This window comes from Streptomyces sp. NPDC055254, assembly GCF_053606025.1.
Genome location: NZ_JBSGQV010000003.1, coordinates 125265 through 141982, shown reverse-complemented (window position 1 = coordinate 141982; position 16718 = coordinate 125265). Strand labels below are relative to the sequence as shown.

The window sequence follows — 16718 nt, the reverse complement described above, 5'->3', positions numbered from 1 at the left end:
TGTCGTCCCTCATGGCTCGGTGGTGCGGCGGGCCCGGCGCGCCTCGCCGGACGCGGTGTCCGGTCCTGATTCTGCCACTCGCTCCAGTTCGTGGCTCAGTTCGTCGAGCTCGGAACCGCCCGCCATCTGCCGGGTGAGCTCGTCCAGGGTGATCGACTCGCGGGTGTGGCTGCCCGCCATGGTGCCGCGCTTGAGCAGCACGAACCGGTCGCCGACGAGGTGGGCGTGGTGCGGGTTGTGGGTGATCAGGACCACGCCGAGGCCCGCGTCGCGGGCGGCTGCGACGTACTTGAGCACCACGCCGGACTGCTTGACGCCGAGGGCGGCGGTGGGCTCGTCGAGTACGAGGACCTTGGCGCCGAAGTGGACGGCGCGGGCGATGGCCACGCACTGGCGCTCGCCGCCGGACAGGGTGCCGATGGGCTGGTCGACGTCGCGCAGGTCGATGCCCATGCGCAGCAGCTCGGTGCGGGTGGTGTCCCGCATGAGGTCCACGTCGAGGCGGCGCAGGGGCCCCCGCCCCTTGGTGGGCTCGGAGCCCAGGAAGAAGTTCCGCCAGACGGGCATCAGCGGCACGACCGCGAGGTCCTGGTAGACGGTGGCGATGCCCAGGTCGAGGGCCGCGCGCGGATTGGCCAGCACGGTCTCCTCCCCCTCGATCTCGAAGGTGCCGGCGTCGTGCCGGTGCAACCCTGCGATGATCTTGATGAGGGTGGACTTGCCGGCGCCGTTGTCCCCGAGGACGCAGGTGATCTCGCCGGCCGAGACCTCCAGGGAGACCTCGTGGAGGGCGCGGATGTTGCCGTAGTACTTGCTGACGCCGGCCAGCTTCACCAGGGCGGGTGCTTCGGTCACGGTCACTTCGCCTCCGCCCGCTTGCGGACCCATGCGTTGAGCAGCGTGGCCAGCAGCAGCATCGCGCCCAGGAAGAACTTGAACCAGTCCGGGTTCCACTGGGCGTACACGATGCCGTTGCTGGTCATGCCGAAGATGAAGGCGCCGACGGCGGAGCCGATGGCGGAGCCGTAGCCGCCGGTCATCAGGCAGCCGCCGATCACGGCCGCGATGATGTAGAGGAATTCGTTGCCGACGCCCTCGCCCGACTGGACCACGTCGAACGAGAAGAGGATGTGCTGTCCCGAGATCCAGGCGCACAGGGCGACGCCCATGTAGAGACCGATCCGGGTCTTCACGACCGGGACGCCGACCGCGCGGGCCGCGTCGGCCCCGCCGCCGACCGCGAAGATCCAGTTCCCGGCGCGGGTGCGCAGCAGGATCCAGGTGGCGACGGCGACCAGGACCAGCCACCACAGGACGGTGACCTTGAGGGTGACCGAGCCGATGTTCCACTGCGAGGCGAAGAGGGCCCGCGCCGAGGAGAAGCCCTCCATGTCGGCGATGCTCTTCGTGGACACCGATCCGCTGATCAGCTTGGTGAAGCCCAGGTTCAGCCCCGTCAGCATCAGGAAGGTGCCGAGCGTGATGATGAAGCTCGGCAGTTTCGTGCGGGTCAGCATGAAGCCGTTGAAGAATCCGACGGCCAGCGTGACCACCAGCGAGACCAGCACCCCGACCCACACGTTCGCGGTCATCTGGTAGCTGAACATCGAGCTGAGCAGCGCCGAGGTGGTGACCATGACGCCGGCGGACAGGTCGAACTCGCCGCCGATCATCAGCAGGGCCACCGGTACCGCCATGATCCCGATGGTGGAGGCCGAGTACAGGATCGTGCTGAGGCTGGAGGCCCGCAGGAAGCTGTCGGCCGCGAAGGAGAAGAAGACGAAGACGGCGGCCGCGCCGACCACCGCGCCCAGCTCCGGGCGGCCCAGCAGCCTGCGGAGCAGGGAGGGGGGCGCGAGCCGTTCGTCCGCTGCCGCGGCCGCGCTCATCGGGTGCCCCGCTTGATGTACTCCTCCAGCTGCGCGGCCTCGGCGCCGGTGACGATCTGCGGTCCGGTGAGGACCGGACGGCCGCCGCCGAGCACGTCCGCGTTGTAGCGGTGCAGCCACAGCAGGTCGACGGCCTCGTAGCCCTGGAGGTAGGGCTGCTGGTCCACGGCGAAGCCCAGCGTCCCGGACTTCAGGTCGCGGGCGACGGAGTCGTTGAGGTCGAAGGTGTCCACCTCGGCCTTGCTGCCCGCCGCGTCCTTCGCCTTGACGGCGGTGGGGGCGAAGGGCGCGCCCAGGGTGAGGATCGCGTCCACCGAGGGGTCGGCCTGGAGCTTGGCCTGGAGGGCGGCCTGGACGGACGGCATGTTGGTGCCCTCGACGTACAGGTTCTCCATGACCCCGCCGGACTCCCCGAACGTTCTCTTCGCTCCGGCGCAGCGCTGCTCGTGACCGACGTTGCCCTGTTCGTGCAGGACGCAGAGGGCCCGCTTGCGGCCCCGCTTCGTCAGCTCGGCGCCGACGGCCTCGCCGGCGATCTCCTCGTCCTGGCCGATGTGGGTCAGCGCTCCGTACGCGGCGGACTGGGCGGAGCCGGAGTTGACCGTGACCACCGGGATGCCGGCCTTGACGGCCTTGCCGATGACGTCCTTGAGGGCCTCGGGCTTGGCGAGGCTCACGATGATGCCGTCGACCTTCTGGTCGATGGCGTTCTGGACGAACTGCGCCTGCTGCTGGGCCTGGTCGTCGTGGGCGTAGACGAAGTTGATGTTGTCCTTGGCCGCGGCCTCCTTGGCGCCCTTCTGGACGATGTCCCAGAAGGTGTCGCCGTCACCCGCGTGGGTCACCATCGCGAAGGTCCAGCGAGGGGTGGAAACGGCGGGCCGGCCCTGCTCCGCGGCCCTGGCCCGTTCCTCGGCACGCTTGCCGCCCGTGCTGCTGCAGCCCGCGAGCGAGGCTCCCAGTACCGCCGCGAGCACGGCGCCCACGACGCGTACCCCTGTCCGAACCCTAGCCACGTCGCCGTGCCCTTCCCTCGTCGGTCTCGTCCGTCATCAAACGGTCATTCCGGTTCCAGCCGCCCAGTATCCGCCACAGTGGACCATGAAGGGGCACCGGGGCGGGCGCGGGCGGATTGACAGGTCCCCGGTAGGGGGCCAGGTTGAGTGCATGCGCATCGGGCTCATCGGCACGGGCCGGATCGGCTCCTTCCACGCGGCGGCCCTGGCCCGCCATCCGGAGGCGGGCTCGCTCCTGCTCGCCGACGCCGACCCCGCGCGGGCGGCGCGCCTCGCCGACCGGCTCGGGGCCACCGCGGCGCCCTCCGTGGAGCAGGTCTTCACCTGGGGGGTGGACGCGGTGGTGGTGGCCTGCGCCACCGAGGCGCACGCGGAGCTCGTCGTCCGGGCCGTGCGCGGCGGCCTGCCGGTGTTCTGCGAGAAGCCGATCACCACCACCCTGGCCCGCACCCTGGACGTGCTGCGCGAGGTGGCCGCGGTCGGCGGGACGCTCCAGCTGGGCTTCATGCGCCGCTTCGACGCGGGCTACCGCACGGCCCGCGAGCTGGTCCGCTCGGGCGCCCTGGGCCGGCTGCACACCGTACGGACCATGACCGCCGACCCGTCCCCGCCGCCGGCCGCCTACCTCGCGACCTCCGGCGGGCTCTACCGGGACTGCCTGGTGCACGATTTCGACATGGTGCGCTGGGTGACGGGGCGCGAGGTGGTCGAGGTGTACGCGACCGGGTCGGACGCGGGTCCGGCGCTGTTCCGGGACGCCGGCGACATCGACACCGCGGCGGCCGTGCTCTCGCTGGACGACGGGACGCTGGTCACCGCCGGCGGCACCCGCTGCAACGGCGCGGGCTACGACGTGCGCATGGAGCTGGCCGGGGAGTTGGACCAGGTCTCCTGCGGGCTGGACGACCGGACGCCGATCACCTCGACGGAACCGCACGGTCCGCCGGCGGCCAGCAAGCCGTGGACGGGGTTCCTGGAGCGGTTCGGCCCCGCGTACGAGGCCGAGCTGGCGGCCTTCGTACGCCTGGTGCGCGGCGAGGGGCCGAACCCCTGCGACGGGCGGGAGGCGCTCGCCGCCTTCCGGGTGGCGGAGGCGTGCGAGCGCTCGCGCCGCGAGCGGCGGCCGGTGCGGCTGGAGGAGCTCCCGGACCTGTAGGCGGGGCCCCGCGGGGGCGGGCATCAGGCCACAGTAGGGCCGGGGAGCACGGGGTGAGGGGACGCGTTCCGGACAACTCCGGGGGCGTCGCGGGCGCCTCAGCCGGCGGCGCGGCGCCCCCACGCCGTCCCGGCGAGGACGAGCACGACCCCGATCAGGCCCGCCGGACCGAGGTGCTCGCCGCCGATGGCGATGCCGGCGGCGGCCGCCCAGAGCGGTTCGGTGCCCAGCAGCAGGCTGACGCGGGAGGGCGAGGTGCGGCGTACGGCCCACATCTGCACGTAGAAGGCGAACAGGGTGCAGAAGACGGAGAGGAACACGAGCCCGGCCCACTCGGCGGGCCCGAAGTCTGCGGCGGCCGCCCAGGGCGAGGCGCCGGTGCCGGGCAGGGCGGCGAGCACGGCGAAGACGAGGACGGCGGCGCCGAGCTGGACGGTGGTCAGGGAGAGCGAGTCGGCGTCCTGGACCACCTTGATCCGGGCCATCAGCAGGACGTGCAGGGTGCGGGCGAGGGCGGCTCCGAGAATGAGCAGGTCACCGAGGCCGGGGACGGTGAAGCCGGCGCCCTGGGTGAGCAGCACGACGCCCGCGACGGAGACGGCGGCGGCGCCGAGGAAGGCGGCGGAGGGCGCGCGGCGCCGTACGGCGGACTCGGCGAGGGGGGTGAAGATCATGGTCAGGCTGATGATCAGCCCGGCATTGGTGGCGGAGGTGTGGACGACCCCGTAGGTCTCCAGGAGGAAGATCCCGCCGAGTACGAATCCCAGCAGCGCGGCGCCGCGCAGCTGGGCGGAGGTCAGTTCGCGCAGCCGGCGCCGGCCCGTCACGACGAGGACGGGCAGCACGAGCGCGAAGCGGAGCACGAGCACCGCGATGACGGTGTGGGCGGTGGTGATGCCCTTGGCGGCGAGGTAGCTGCCGCCCCAGACGACGGCGACGGCGAGCACGGGCAGATCGGCGAACCGGCCGCCGCCGCGCCGGTCTTGGGCGGCGGCGACGGCAAGCTCGGGCGAGGGGGCAACGGTCACCGGGGGTCTCCAACGGCTGTCACGGGGTGGAGACTTCGGCGGCTCGCACGGGTGCGCGCCCACGCTACCGGAGCCCGTCACGGCTGGTGGATCCGTTTCCGACGGCGCAGCCGGACCGGACCGAGGCGCGGACACCAGGCCCGGGACCGGCCGGGACGGGGCTTCGGGCCCCGTCGGGACGCGGGCACCGGGTCCGGGCGGGACGCGGGCACCGGGCCCGGACGGGACGCGGGCACCGGGCCCGGACGGAGCGCGGGCACCGGGCCCGGGACCGGCCGCGCGGGGGGCGCGGGCCGGGCACGGGCCGGGGCCGGAGGCCGCCGAAGCCCCGTCCCGGCCGGGCGGCGGGACCGGCCGGGACGCCGACACCGGGCCCGGGCGGGACGCGGGCACCAGGCCCGGACGGGACGCGGGCACCGGGCCCGGGCGGAGCGCGGACAGGGCCCGGTCGGGACGTGGGCACCATGCCCGGTCGGGACGTGGGCACCATGCCCGGGCGGAGCGCGGGCCCGGGGCCGGGCGGGCGCCACCGCTGGGTCGGGCCTCCGCGGCCTCGCCGGACCGGCACGAGCCGTCACACTGCGGACCGGGCCGCACCGCCCCGGCGGGGGCAAAGCACCGGGCCGGAGGCCGGCGGAGCCTCGGCGGGGGGCAGGACCGAACCCAGGGTCGGGGCGGGCCCGAGGGCCTGGGTCAGGGTCGGGGGCCTGGGTCGGGGACGGGGTCGGGGGCCTGGGTGGGGGACGGAGTCGGGGTCGGGGTCGGAGCGGGGGCGGAGCGGGGGCGGGGGCGGAGCGGGCCCGTGGTCGGCGTCGGGGCGAGCCCGAAGCCAGGGTCGGGGCGGGGTGCGCCGCAGGCGTAGGGCGGATCGCAGGGACGGCACCGGCGCGCACGCCCTAGGATCGGTGGCATGGCTGATCTCTACGCCCTCGACCTCGCGTTCGACCTCGATGAGGCCACGCCCGATGCCGTCCTCGCGGAGCTGCGGCGTCAGCTCGCCCCGGCGCAGGAGCCCGACAAGGACCCGTACGGACCGTCCCTCCTGCTCGCGGCCCGCGGTCCGGCCTCTCGGATCGGAGGCGTGCTCGTCGGGGAGTTCACACGCGGCGGCCGCGGCGGCTGGGCCCTCACCGCCCGCCAGGAGATCCACGAGGACCAGCTGCCCGACCTGGAGGACCTCCTGACGGTGCTGGCCCCGCACATCCGCCCGCCGGGCCCGGTCGGCCGGCTCCGCCACTACGAGCACGAGGCCCCGGACCTGCTCGTCCTGCGCGAAGGCCGCGTGGTCCAACTGGCACTGGACCGCCGCTAGTGCTGTGACCGTTCGCCGGCGCGGCGGCCGACGGCGGCCGACGGCGGCCGGGACGCGACACCCGGAGGCAGGCCCGGGCGGGCACGCGAAGGCTCCTCGGTCGCGACCGGCGCCCCAGCCCACGAAGACTCCGCGGGACCGGGCGCGGGCACTTAGCCGCCGATGGTGGCGAACTCGGCGCGGCCGGTGACCCGGTACGTGTGGATGGCGATGCCGCTCTCCGTGGTGCGGGAAGCGGTCAGCTCGCAGGCGGTCGGCAGGCTGCCCGTCGCGAACAGCCGTCGGCCCGTGCCCAGGAACACCGGGAAGATGAGCAGGTTCAGCTCGTCCACCAGGTCCCGGGCCAGCAGCCACTGCGCCAGCGCGCCGCTGCCGTGGACCTGGAGTTCCCCGTCCAGCGCGTCCTTGACCCGGACGATCTCGCTCTGCAGGTGCTCGCCGTCGAGCACGGTGGTCCCGGACCAGTCCGGCTCCTTGAGGGTGGCCGAGGCCACGTACTTCGGCAGGCCGTTCAGCCGGCTCGCGATCGGGTCGGACGGATCCGTCTGGCGCGGCCAGTAGCCGGCGAAGATCTCGTAGGTCCGCCGCCCCAGCACGAAGGCCCCGGCCCGGTCGAAGACCTCCGTCATGTATTGCGCCATGCCCGCGTCGACGAACGGCGCCGCCCAGCCGCCGTACTCGAACCCCCCGCTGCGGTCCTCCTCCGGCCCACCGGGCGCCTGCATCACACCGTCGAGGGTGACAAACGTGGTGAGGGTCAGCTTGGCCATGACTCCGCGCTCCTTACTCGGCCCGCCGGACGCCGGCCTCTGCATGCAGACTCCCGGACCCCCGCGAACTCACCGCCCCGCCACGCGCACCTGCCCCGCCTTTCGCCCGGCCCGACGCAGCCGACCCGACCTCGGAGCACGCCCGGGCCGGCGCCCCGGGTGCGCCGGAGGGCGTGATGCGGGGCGGCGCGCCCTTCGGGCCGTGCGGCCCGGTGGTGTCGGCCCCCGGGTGCGGGTTCGTTCCCGGGGCCGCGCCCCGGACCCCGCGCTTCGAACGGCGGCGGGGCCGGATCGGGGGCGGTCAGCCGCCGAGTTCCTGGTGGCGGGCGGCGTGGGCCGCGGCGCCGGCTTCCGTCAGGGAGCCGTACAGGCGCAGGCGGGAGAAGCCGCCGTCCGGGAAGATGTCGATCCGGACGTGCGTGCCGACCGCCGGGGCGTCCAGGACGAAGCGGTGGTTGGTGTCGGGCTGCAGGCGGGTGCGCGGCAGGAACTCCGTCCACTCGCCCGCCTCGCCCGTCTTGATCGACAGCGAGGCCCAGCCGGCCGAGTTGCCCTTGAGGTAGGCGGTGTCGATCTCGACGGCGCGGATCTCGGACTCGGCGACGAGCTGATAGCGGATCCAGTCGTTGCCGTTGTCGCGGCGGCGGGCGGTCTCCCAGCCGTCGTCCATCTTGCGGGAGCGGCCCGGGTTGATGGTGTTGGTCGGCGGGGAGTAGAAGCGGTTGGACGCGTCCTGCACCGAGCCGCCGTTCTCCAGCGCGACGACGTCGAACGTGCCCAGCGCGGCGAGCCACTCCGGGTCGGTGCGGACCTCGCCGTAGACGCGCAGGCGGGCGATGCCGCCGTCGGGGTGCTGGTTGACGCGCAGGTGGGTGAAGCGCTGCTCGACGTCCACCTCGAAGCCGTTGGCCGCGTGGCCGCCGACCGGGGTGCGCTCGACGAGGGTCGTCCACTTCACGTCGTCGGACAGGAGCTCCTGCGCCGTCGGGGAGCCCGCGACCGAGGCGCCCTGGACCGAGACGGCCTGCGGCATGTTGCCGCGGAAGTGGGCGGTGTCGACGACGATGCCGCGGATGACGCCGGGGGCGCCCAGGCGTACGAGCGCCCAGTCGTGGTCCTCTGCGGTCGGCCAGGGCCGGCTGGCGCAGACGCCGCGGCGGCGGCGGGTCTCCCAGCCGTCCATGACCTTGCCCTTGTGGCCGAAGTCCTCGGGGTCGAAGTGCGCGGGCTCGGAGATCAGCAGGTTCTCGCGCTGGGCGAAGAACTCGTCGTTGGCCTCGATGACACCGGCGCCCAGCTCACGGGCGGCGAGGTTCGCGTACTGGGTGAACGGGAAGTCCGCGGTGCGGTAGTCCGCGTACGGGTCGCCGCCTCCGTACGGGTTCGCGTTGCCGGTGAAAGTAGGAATCGCCACTGTCAGTTCTGCCTTTCGAGGAGGAGGCCCGTGGGCTCGGTCGGGATGCCGTGGTCGGCGATCTGCGTGCCGCGCAGCCAGGTGGACTTCACGACGCCGTGCAGGGTCTTGCCCGCGTACGCCGTGACCCGGTTGCGGTGGTGCAGTTCCGCGGGGTCCACGGTGAAGGTCTCTTCAGGCGCGAGGACGGCGAAGTCGGCGTCGCGGCCCACCTCGATCGCACCCTTGCCCGCCAGGCCGGCGAGGGCGGCCGGGGCGGCGGACATCCAGCGCGCGACGTCCTCCAGCGAGCGGCCGCGGCGGCGGGCCTCCGTCCAGATCGCCGGGAGGCCCAGCTGGAGGGAGGAGATGCCGCCCCACGCGGTGGCGAAGTCGCCGGTCTTGAGGTCCGCGGTGGAGGGCGAGTGGTCGGAGACGATGCAGTCGATCGTGCCGTCGGCGAGCGCGTCCCACAGGAGGTCCTGGTTGGCGGCCTCGCGGATGGGCGGGCAGCACTTGAACTCCGTCGCGCCGTCGGGCACTTCCTCGGCGGTGAGGGTGAGGAAGTGCGGGCAGGACTCGACGGTGATCCGGACGCCCTCGGCCTTGGCGGCGGCGATCAGCGGCAGCGCGTCGCTGGACGACAGGTGCAGCACGTGGACGCGCGCGTCGAGGCGCTTCGCCTGGTCGATCAGGTTCTGGATCGCGGTGTTCTCGGCGTCCCTGGGACGGGAGGCGAGGAAGTCCGCGTACTTGGGGCCCGGGTTCTGCGGGGCGGACTCCAGGTGGTGCGGGTCCTCGGCGTGCACGATCAGCAGGCCGCCGAAGCCGGTGATCTCGGCGAGGGAGGTGGCCAGTTGCTCCTGGTCGAGCTCGGGGAACTCGTCCACGCCCGAGGGCGACAGGAAGCACTTGAAGCCGTAGACGCCGGCGTCGTGCAGCGGGCGCAGGTCCTTGACGTTGTCCGGCAGGGCGCCGCCCCAGAAGCCGATGTCCACGTGCGCCTTGGTACGGGCGACCTCCTGCTTGACGCGGAGGTTCCCGGTCGTGGTGGTCGGCGGCAGGGAGTTCAGCGGCATGTCGAGGATCGTGGTGATGCCACCGGCGGCCGCGGCGCGGGTGGCCGTCCAGAAGCCCTCCCACTCGGTGCGGCCGGGGTCGTTCACGTGGACGTGGGTGTCGACCAGACCGGGGAGCAGGACGTCGTCGCCGAAGTCCTCCAGCCGGGCTCCGGCCGGCACCTCTGCCCCGTGCGCCAGCACGGCCGTGATCTTCCCGCCGGCGACGGCGACCGAGGCGGCGCGCGTCCCCTCGGGGGTGATGACGCGCGTCGAGCGCAGTACCAGTTCCACGGCCACGTCGGACACCGGAACCTCCCCATCTACTTCCACAGAGCGAAATTCAACGTTCTGTTGACGGAGTCTTCACGGCGATCCGAGAGCAGTCAAGAGTGACCGGACGGACCACTGACTTGCTTCCACCGCCATTGGATGTTTCCACAGGATGGAATTAAGATTTCGCTATACAGAATGGAGCTATCACCACGGGGAGCCGGACGGGTAACTTCCCGAGGACGTCCGCCACCCGGACAAACCGCCTCTGACCGGCGGGGACGCCACCGCCCCGGCTCTAGGGCCGACGCCGACCGACCGGTAGGCTGCTTCCTTGCCTGCCAGCACCGAAAGGACCGCGCCGTGCCGACGTCCAGCGCCAGCACCACCGACGCTTCCGCCAAGCCCACTGCCGCCAGCGGTGGCGTCCAGTCCCTTGAGCGCGCCTTCGATCTGCTCGAACGTATGGCGGACGCGGGGGGCGAGGTCGGCCTCAGCGAGCTCTCCGCCGCCAGCGGCCTGCCGCTGCCGACCATCCACCGCCTCATGCGCACCCTCGTGGCATGCGGCTACGTACGTCAGCAGCCCAACCGACGTTACTCCCTCGGACCCCGGCTGATCCGCCTCGGCGAGTCCGCCTCGCGCCTGCTGGGCACCTGGGCCCGGCCCTACCTGGCCCGACTCGTCGAGGAGACCGGCGAGACCGCGAACATGGCCCTGCTCGACGGGGACGAGATCGTCTACGTCGCCCAGGTCCCGTCCAAGCACTCCATGCGCATGTTCACCGAGGTCGGCCGCCGGGTGCTGCCGCACTCCACCGGTGTGGGCAAGGCGCTCCTCGCCCACACCCCCGCCGACGAGGTACGGGCCCTGCTGGCCCGTACCGGGATGCCGGCCGCGACCGAGAAGACCATCACCACGCCCGAGGGCTTCCTGGAGGCCCTGGAGCAGGTTCGCAAGGCGGGCTACGCGGTCGATGACAACGAGCAGGAGATAGGAGTGCGCTGCCTCGCCGTCTCGGTCCCGAACTCGCCGACCGCCGCCGCGATCTCCATCTCGGGCCCTGCGGGCCGGGTGACCGAGGCGCTCACGGACTCGATCGTGCCGATCCTGCAGGGCGTCGCGGCCGAGCTGTCGGTGGTGCTGTCCAACCAGAACCCCGCCTGACCCGGACGCCCGGCGCGGCACGACACGACCTGCGGGACGGCCCCGGTCCCCCTCCGCCCGGAGGGGGCGCCGGGGCCTTTCGCGGTCACCCTCCGGGCGGAGGGGGACCGCCGGGATCTCGCCCGGGCCGCCGCTCAGCCCGTACGGGCCGGGGCCGCCGCGAGCGTGAGGCGGCCGTCGGCCATGGTCGCCGTACGGTCCATCCGCTCCAGGTGGGCGCGGTCGTGCGTGACCAGCACGGTCGCGGTGGCACGCTCGCGGGTGAGGCCGACGAGCAGGTCGAGCACCGCCGCGCCGCGCTCGTGGTCCAGGGCGCTGGTCGGTTCGTCGACCAGCAGCACGGCGGGCTCGTTCATCAGGGCGCGGGCGATGTTCACCCGCTGGCGCTGGCCGCCGGACAGCTGGTGCGGGCGCTTGCCCGCCTTGTCGGCCAGGCCCACCGCGTCCAGCAGCTCCAGCGCGCGGCGGCGCACCGACCGGGCCGGCCGGCCGGAGAGGTGGGCCATCACCTGGAGCTGCTCCACCGCCGTGAGCGAGGCCAGCAGGTTCGGCTGCTGGAAGACGATGCCGATCTTCTCCCGGCGCAGCGCCGACTTCCGCGCCGCGTCGAGCTCCGCCGTGTCCCGGCCCGCGACCACGACCCGCCCGGAGTCCGGGGTGACCAGGGTGGCGGCCACCGCGAGCAGGCTGGACTTCCCGGAGCCGGAGGGCCCGACGACCGCCGTCAGCGTGCCGGCGGGCACCTCCAGGTGGACCGCGTCGAGGGCGGTCAGACGGCCGTCGCCGTCGGGGTAGGTCAGCGTGACGTCGTGGACGAGCAGGCTCATCTGGCACTCCCGAGGGCGGTCAGCGGGTCGACGGCGGTGATCCGCCGGATGGACAGGGCCGCGCCCAGGGCGCCGAGCGCGATCATCACGGCGGCCGGGACCAGCACGGTGGCGGTGTCGAGGACGAAGGGCACGTCCCCACCGCTGATCAGCGCCCCGAATCCGGCCGCGAGCAGCGTCCCCAGCCCAGTGCCCGCCGCGAGCATGACCACGGCCTGGCCGAGGGCGTCCTTGAGGAGGTACGGGGTGGAGGCACCCAGTGCCTTCAGGACGGCGACGTCCCCGCTGCGCTGGATCGTCCACACGGTGAAGAAGGCACCTATGACCAGGGCCGAGATCGCGAAGAGGAAGCCGCGCATCAGCTGGAGCGAGCCGTTCTCGGCCTGGTACGAGCCGATGGCGCCCAGGGCCTCGTCGACGGTCAGGGCCCGGGTTCCCGCGGCCCGGTCCCCGGCGGCGAGGTCCGGGCCGTCCCCGGTCAGGGCGACGACCGTGGCGAGGGTGTCCGTGGAGGTGCCGGGGTTGCCGATGCGTTGCCAGTCGTCGAGGTCCGTCCAGATGACCGGGGTGTGGCTGTAGGCGGCGGTGCCGGAGACGGCGGCCACCGTGAGTTCGAGCGGCCCGATCTTGAGCTTGGCGCCGGCGGCGAGTCCGCCGAGCTCCGCGGCCGCCTTCTCGGTCAGGACCGCGGCGCCCTGCGCGAGCCCGCTCCCGTGCGGGCCCAGCGGACCGGCGGGGTCGACGCCGAAGACGGACACGGCGGCGGTGCGCTCGCCCGAGGCGGCGTTGGTGGTGCGGATGCCGAGCGGCTCCGCCGAGGTCACCCCCGGCCGCTCGCGCCAGGCCCGCCAGGCCTTCTCGGACACCTGCGAGTGAGTGAAGGACACCTTCTGGTCACCGGCCGGCGCGGCGAACGCCAGGTGCGAGGCGGGCAGGCCGGTGATCGCCGAGATGTTCTCCCGAGCCAGGCCCGAGGTGAGCCCGGACAGCAGGCCGACCAGCAGCGTGATCAGTAGGACGACCGAGCCCATGAGGGCGAACCGGCCCTTCGCGAACCGTAGATCTCTCCATGCGACGAACATGATCCCCACCCTGGTCTGCCCGGTGGCCGCACGGCATCGCGCCACAGGAGGGATCCTCGTATCGAAGGGCGCACGCGGACATCAAACTTTTGGTTGACCGGGGGCGGCCGGAGCCCACTTACGCTGGTCGGGCCATGGCTGCCCCGAATTCCCCCACCCCCGCCGCGGCCGCCTCGCGCCCGCTGACCCCCGTCTCCCGCGTCCTGCGGCTGTGTCTGCACGCGCTGTTCCTCGGCCTGCTCGCGCTGGCCGCCGGCCGGGCCGTCGCCGGCTCCGCGCCCCGTTCCGGCTGGGTGGTCGCCGCCTGCGCGCTCGCGGCCGCCGTGTACCTGGGGGGCGTACGGACGCCCGCGGTGCACAGCTCCCCGCGGGCCGGGGCGGTATGGCTCGCCGGCCTGGGGGCGGCCTGGGCGGCGCTGCTCGCGGTCTCCCCCGACGGGCTGTGGATCGCCTTTCCGCTGTACTTCCTGGAGCTGCACCTGCTGCGGCTGCGCTGGGGGGTCGCGGCCGTCGCCGTGACCGCCTGCGCGGCGATCGGCGGCTTCCTCGCGCACAGCAGCGCCGTGACCCCGGGGGCCTTCCTCGGCCCGCTGCTGGGCGGCGCCGTGGCGGTGGCGACCGTACTGGGCTACCAGGCGCTGTACCGCGAGAGCGAACGCCGGCGCGAGCTGATCGAGGAGCTGATCACGACCCGGGCCGAGCTGGCCGCCGCCGAGCGGGGCGCCGGGATCATGGCCGAGCGGGAGCGGCTCGCCCGGGAGATCCACGACACCCTGGCCCAGGGCCTGTCCTCCATCCAGCTGCTGCTGCGGGCCGCGGAGCGGGCGCTGGCGGAGCCGCCCGCCGGGCCCGGGTCCGCCGCCCCCGCCGACGCGTCGGCGGCGGCGCTCGCGCACATCGCCCGGGCGCGCGAGGCGGCCCAGGAGAACCTGGCCGAGGCGCGCCGCTTCGTACGGGCCCTCACCCCGCCGGACCTGGAGCACGGGTCGCTCGCGGCCGCGTTGGAGCGGCTGTGCGCGGGGGTCCCGGGGCCCCGGGTGCGGTTCTCGCTGAGCGGCGGTCCGCGGGTGCTGCCCACGCCCTACGAGGTGGCCCTGCTGCGGATCGCGCAGTCGGCGCTGGCCAACGTGGTGCGGCACGCCCGGGCGGGGCGCGCCGAGATCACCCTGACCTTCATGGACGCCTCCGTCACCCTGGACATCGTGGACGACGGACGGGGCTTCGACCCCTCCCGCGCCGCGTCGGGATCCGGCGGCGGCTTCGGGCTGCCGGCGATGCGCTCGCGCGCGCAGTCGCTGGGCGGCCTGTTCACCGTGGAGTCCGATCCCGGCCAGGGCACCGCCGTGGCCGTCACCCTGCCGCTGCCCGTGGAGGCCCCCTGATGACCATCCGGCTGCTGCTGGCCGACGACCACCCGGTGGTACGGGCCGGGTTGCGCGCGGTGCTCGACACCGAACCGGACTTCGCCGTGGTCGCGGAGGCCGCGACCGCCGAGCGGGCGGTGGAGCTGGCGGGGGCCGCGCCGGTGGACGTGGTCCTGATGGACCTCCAGTTCGGGTCCGGCATGCACGGCTCCGAGGCGACGGCGCTGATCACGGCCCGCCCGGGAGCGCCCCGGGTGCTCGTCCTGACCACGTACGACACGGACGCCGACATCCTGGCGGCGGTGGAGGCGGGCGCCTCCGGCTACCTGCTCAAGGACGCGCCGCCGGAAGAGCTGGCGGCGGCCGTGCGGACCGCCGCGGCCGGTCAGTCGGCGCTGGCACCGGCGGTGGCCCTGCGGCTGATGGACCGTATGCGGACCCCGGCGGAGGCACTGACGAAGCGGGAGCTGGAGGTGCTGCAACTGGTCGCGGACGGGCTGTCGAACCAGCAGATCTCCAAGAAGCTCTTCCTCAGCCAGGCCACGGTCAAATCCCACCTGGTGCACATCTACGCCAAGCTCGGCGTCGACTCCCGCACCTCGGCGGTGGCGGCGGCCGGCAGCCGGCGGCTGATCCGCACGCGCTGAGGGCGGCCGCACCGCCGCCCGCTCCCCCGGCGGCCACCGCGTCCTCGTGCGGGACCGGGCGGCGGGCGCGTCACGCCACCCAGTGCGGGCGCTCGACCGTCGACGGCAGCGGGACGCCGTCGTGGAGGGCGCTCGCGAGGCGCCGCACGCCCTCGTCCAGCCGCTCCGGGGGGAGGGTGTACGGGATGCGCAGCCGGTGCTCGAAGGTGCCCGGGTCCACTCCGAAGCGGGCTCCGCGCCCGATGTGGACCCCGGCCGCCGCCGCCCGCTCGGCGAGGGGGGAGCTGACGGCCTCGCCGAGGTCCACCCAGAGCGAGAGCCCGCCCGGCGGAAGCTGCCAGGACCACTCCGGGGTGTGCCGCTGGAGCGAGCGCACCAGGGCCTCGCGCTGCGTGCGCAGCTGCGCGAGGCGCGGGGGCAGCGACCGGTCGAGGCCCTCCATCAGCGGGAGCGCGACCAGCTGGTCGAGGACGGAGCCGCTCATGTCGGCCGCGACCCGCACGGCCGTCAGCTCGGCGATCATCTTCGCGGTGGCCCGGATCCAGCCCACCCGCAGGCCGCCCCAGTGCGTCTTGCTGAGCGAGCCGATGGTCACCACGTGGTCCGCGCCGCCGCGCGGGGCCAGTGAGGCCAGGGGCGCGGGCGCCGGGACGTCCAGGGCGATGTCGGCGACGGTCTCGTCGACCACCAGCCAGGTTCCGGTGCGCCGGGTCGCTGCGAGCAGCCGCAGCCGCTGCTCGGGCGGCATGAGCGCGCCGGTCGGGTTCTGGAAGTCGGGGATCACGTAGGCCAGCCTCGGCACGGTCTGGCGCAGCGTGGACTCGGCTATCTCCATGTCCCAGCCCGCGTCGGAGACGGCGATGGAGCCGGTGCGCAGCCGGGCGTGGCGCAGGGCGTCCAGGGCGTTGGCGTAGGTCGGGTTCTCGGTGACGACGCGGTCCCCGGCCCGGCAGAGCAGGCTGACGACCAGCGAGAAGGCCTGCTGGGCCCCGGCCGTGACCAGGATCTGCTCGGGGCGGGTGGGCAGCCCGCGCCGGGTGAACCGCTCGGCGACGGCGGTCCGCAGGTCAGGCAGGCCGAAGGGGTGGTAGCCGGGGCTTCGGGCGACGCCGGGCAGCCGGGCGGCGGCCCAGGCGAGGGCATCGGTGAGACTGCCGTCCGGGGCGCCCATGGCGGCGATGGCCAGGTCGATGCCCGGGTCCCCGTCGGGGCTGTAGCCGCCCGCCCCGACCAGGGCGTGGGCGCCGACCGGGCGGTGCCCGTCGGGGAGCTCGGTCCAGGTTCCGGAGCCGCGCCGGCTGCGTACGTAGCCGCTCTCGCGCAGCAGGTCGTAGGCACCGGTGACGGTGGCGCGGCTGGCGCCGACCGCGTCGGCGAACTCGCGCTCGGCGGGCAGTCTGACGTGGAGCGCGACGCGGCCGTCGAGGATCAGGGTGCGGACGGCGTCGGCGAGCGCCCGGTAGCCGGGCTTGGCCAGCACTTCGGCGGGCAGCAGCGCCGCGAGCTGGCGGCTGCCGATGGTTCTGTCCGCCGTCTGGACCACTCGCCCGTTTGCCATGCCAACCTCCCCTGATTGGCTCTGCCGGCCAGGCCAATCGAGGGACAGACTCGCCGTATTGGCCCCCGATTGGCAAGGAGAAGCCGAGATGCTGACCGATCGCGACGAACGAGCTCTGCTGGCCGCCACCGAGAACCGGATCTCAGAACCGCTGCGGATCGGGGCCGCGCTGGCCTCC

General features: G+C 73.9%; 15 protein-coding genes. 5 read left to right on the top strand and 10 right to left on the bottom strand.

What is annotated here, in order from left to right:
• Positions 1-9 precede the first annotated feature (9 nt).
• The 3 genes from ACWFQ8_RS04685 to ACWFQ8_RS04675 are packed head-to-tail and all read right to left on the bottom strand — an operon-like array spanning position 10 to position 2905.
• Positions 10-888 (bottom strand): ATP-binding cassette domain-containing protein, encoded by an 879-nt coding sequence (locus ACWFQ8_RS04685; protein WP_453784723.1) that lies wholly within the window; start codon positions 886-888, stop codon positions 10-12.
• Positions 858-1889, bottom strand: coding sequence for an ABC transporter permease (locus tag ACWFQ8_RS04680; protein WP_453784722.1), 1032 nt, complete (start codon positions 1887-1889; stop codon positions 858-860). Before ACWFQ8_RS04680 ends, ACWFQ8_RS04685 begins: the two co-directional genes overlap by 31 nt.
• Positions 1886-2905 (bottom strand): sugar ABC transporter substrate-binding protein, encoded by a 1020-nt coding sequence (locus ACWFQ8_RS04675; RefSeq protein WP_453784721.1) that lies wholly within the window; start codon positions 2903-2905, stop codon positions 1886-1888. Before ACWFQ8_RS04675 ends, ACWFQ8_RS04680 begins: the two co-directional genes overlap by 4 nt.
• Positions 2906-3056: 151 nt before the next feature.
• Between ACWFQ8_RS04675 and ACWFQ8_RS04670 the strand changes: the two genes are divergently transcribed.
• A complete protein-coding gene (locus ACWFQ8_RS04670) occupies positions 3057-4061 on the top strand; it encodes a Gfo/Idh/MocA family protein (RefSeq protein WP_453784720.1) in 1005 nt (334 codons plus the stop codon).
• A 98-nt stretch (positions 4062-4159) separates the two neighbouring features.
• Here the strand turns inward: ACWFQ8_RS04670 and ACWFQ8_RS04665 are convergent, their stop codons facing one another.
• Complete coding sequence (locus ACWFQ8_RS04665; RefSeq protein WP_453784719.1) at positions 4160-5089, bottom strand: DMT family transporter; 930 nt, start codon at positions 5087-5089, stop codon at positions 4160-4162.
• 910 nt (positions 5090-5999) lie between these two features.
• On the opposite strand from ACWFQ8_RS04665, the gene ACWFQ8_RS04660 reads away from it, so the two are divergent.
• Entirely contained in the window at positions 6000-6401 is a 402-nt protein-coding gene (locus ACWFQ8_RS04660; RefSeq protein ID WP_453784718.1) for a hypothetical protein, read from the top strand.
• A gap of 152 nt (positions 6402-6553) precedes the next feature.
• Here ACWFQ8_RS04660 and ACWFQ8_RS04655 read toward each other — a convergent pair whose 3' ends face one another.
• The 3 genes from ACWFQ8_RS04655 to allB form a co-directional block, all read right to left on the bottom strand.
• Positions 6554-7171, bottom strand: a complete 618-nt coding sequence (locus ACWFQ8_RS04655) for a dihydrofolate reductase family protein (RefSeq protein ID WP_453784717.1) — start codon at positions 7169-7171, stop codon at positions 6554-6556.
• Between the two features lie 301 nt (positions 7172-7472).
• Positions 7473-8585 carry an allantoicase gene (gene alc, locus ACWFQ8_RS04650; protein ID WP_453784716.1) on the bottom strand — a complete coding sequence of 371 codons (1113 nt, stop codon included), beginning with the start codon at positions 8583-8585 and terminating at the stop codon, positions 7473-7475.
• A 2-nt stretch (positions 8586-8587) separates the two neighbouring features.
• Positions 8588-9922, bottom strand: coding sequence for an allantoinase AllB (allB, locus tag ACWFQ8_RS04645; RefSeq protein ID WP_453784874.1), 1335 nt, complete (start codon positions 9920-9922; stop codon positions 8588-8590).
• Positions 9923-10258: 336 nt separating this feature from the next.
• Here allB and ACWFQ8_RS04640 point away from each other — a divergent pair, with 336 nt between their 5' ends.
• On the top strand, positions 10259-11062 hold the full coding sequence (locus ACWFQ8_RS04640; protein WP_453784715.1) for an IclR family transcriptional regulator: 804 nt from the start codon (positions 10259-10261) through the stop codon (positions 11060-11062).
• 134 nt (positions 11063-11196) lie between these two features.
• Here ACWFQ8_RS04640 and ACWFQ8_RS04635 read toward each other — a convergent pair whose 3' ends face one another.
• Positions 11197-11889: an ABC transporter ATP-binding protein gene (locus tag ACWFQ8_RS04635; protein WP_453784714.1), complete on the bottom strand. Its 693-nt coding sequence runs from the start codon at positions 11887-11889 to the stop codon at positions 11197-11199.
• Entirely contained in the window at positions 11886-12971 is a 1086-nt protein-coding gene (locus tag ACWFQ8_RS04630) for an ABC transporter permease (protein WP_453784713.1), read from the bottom strand. Before ACWFQ8_RS04630 ends, ACWFQ8_RS04635 begins: the two co-directional genes overlap by 4 nt.
• Before the next feature lie 134 nt (positions 12972-13105).
• Between ACWFQ8_RS04630 and ACWFQ8_RS04625 the strand changes: the two genes are divergently transcribed.
• Together ACWFQ8_RS04625 and ACWFQ8_RS04620 are read left to right on the top strand one after the other, a co-directional pair.
• Positions 13106-14353 carry a sensor histidine kinase gene (locus ACWFQ8_RS04625; RefSeq protein ID WP_453784712.1) on the top strand — a complete coding sequence of 416 codons (1248 nt, stop codon included), beginning with the start codon at positions 13106-13108 and terminating at the stop codon, positions 14351-14353.
• Positions 14353-14982 carry a response regulator gene (locus tag ACWFQ8_RS04620; protein ID WP_453784711.1) on the top strand — a complete coding sequence of 210 codons (630 nt, stop codon included), beginning with the start codon at positions 14353-14355 and terminating at the stop codon, positions 14980-14982. Before ACWFQ8_RS04625 ends, ACWFQ8_RS04620 begins: the two co-directional genes overlap by 1 nt.
• Before the next feature lie 70 nt (positions 14983-15052).
• Here the strand turns inward: ACWFQ8_RS04620 and yczR are convergent, their stop codons facing one another.
• Complete coding sequence (gene yczR / locus ACWFQ8_RS04615; protein ID WP_453784710.1) at positions 15053-16540, bottom strand: MocR-like transcription factor YczR; 1488 nt, start codon at positions 16538-16540, stop codon at positions 15053-15055.
• Positions 16541-16718: the final 178 nt, after the last annotated feature.

Coding starts and splice junctions, on each gene's coding strand:
- ACWFQ8_RS04685 (WP_453784723.1), bottom strand. CDS start 888: ATGGGTCCGCAAGCGGGCGGAGGCGAAGTGACCGTGACCGAAGCACCC.
- ACWFQ8_RS04680 (WP_453784722.1), bottom strand. CDS start 1,889: ATGAGCGCGGCCGCGGCAGCGGACGAACGGCTCGCGCCCCCCTCCCTG.
- ACWFQ8_RS04670 (WP_453784720.1), top strand. CDS start 3,057: ATGCGCATCGGGCTCATCGGCACGGGCCGGATCGGCTCCTTCCACGCG.
- ACWFQ8_RS04660 (WP_453784718.1), top strand. CDS start 6,000: ATGGCTGATCTCTACGCCCTCGACCTCGCGTTCGACCTCGATGAGGCC.
- ACWFQ8_RS04655 (WP_453784717.1), bottom strand. CDS start 7,171: ATGGCCAAGCTGACCCTCACCACGTTTGTCACCCTCGACGGTGTGATG.
- ACWFQ8_RS04635 (WP_453784714.1), bottom strand. CDS start 11,889: ATGAGCCTGCTCGTCCACGACGTCACGCTGACCTACCCCGACGGCGAC.
- ACWFQ8_RS04630 (WP_453784713.1), bottom strand. CDS start 12,971: ATGTTCGTCGCATGGAGAGATCTACGGTTCGCGAAGGGCCGGTTCGCC.
- ACWFQ8_RS04625 (WP_453784712.1), top strand. CDS start 13,106: ATGGCTGCCCCGAATTCCCCCACCCCCGCCGCGGCCGCCTCGCGCCCG.
- ACWFQ8_RS04620 (WP_453784711.1), top strand. CDS start 14,353: ATGACCATCCGGCTGCTGCTGGCCGACGACCACCCGGTGGTACGGGCC.
- yczR (WP_453784710.1), bottom strand. CDS start 16,540: ATGGCAAACGGGCGAGTGGTCCAGACGGCGGACAGAACCATCGGCAGC.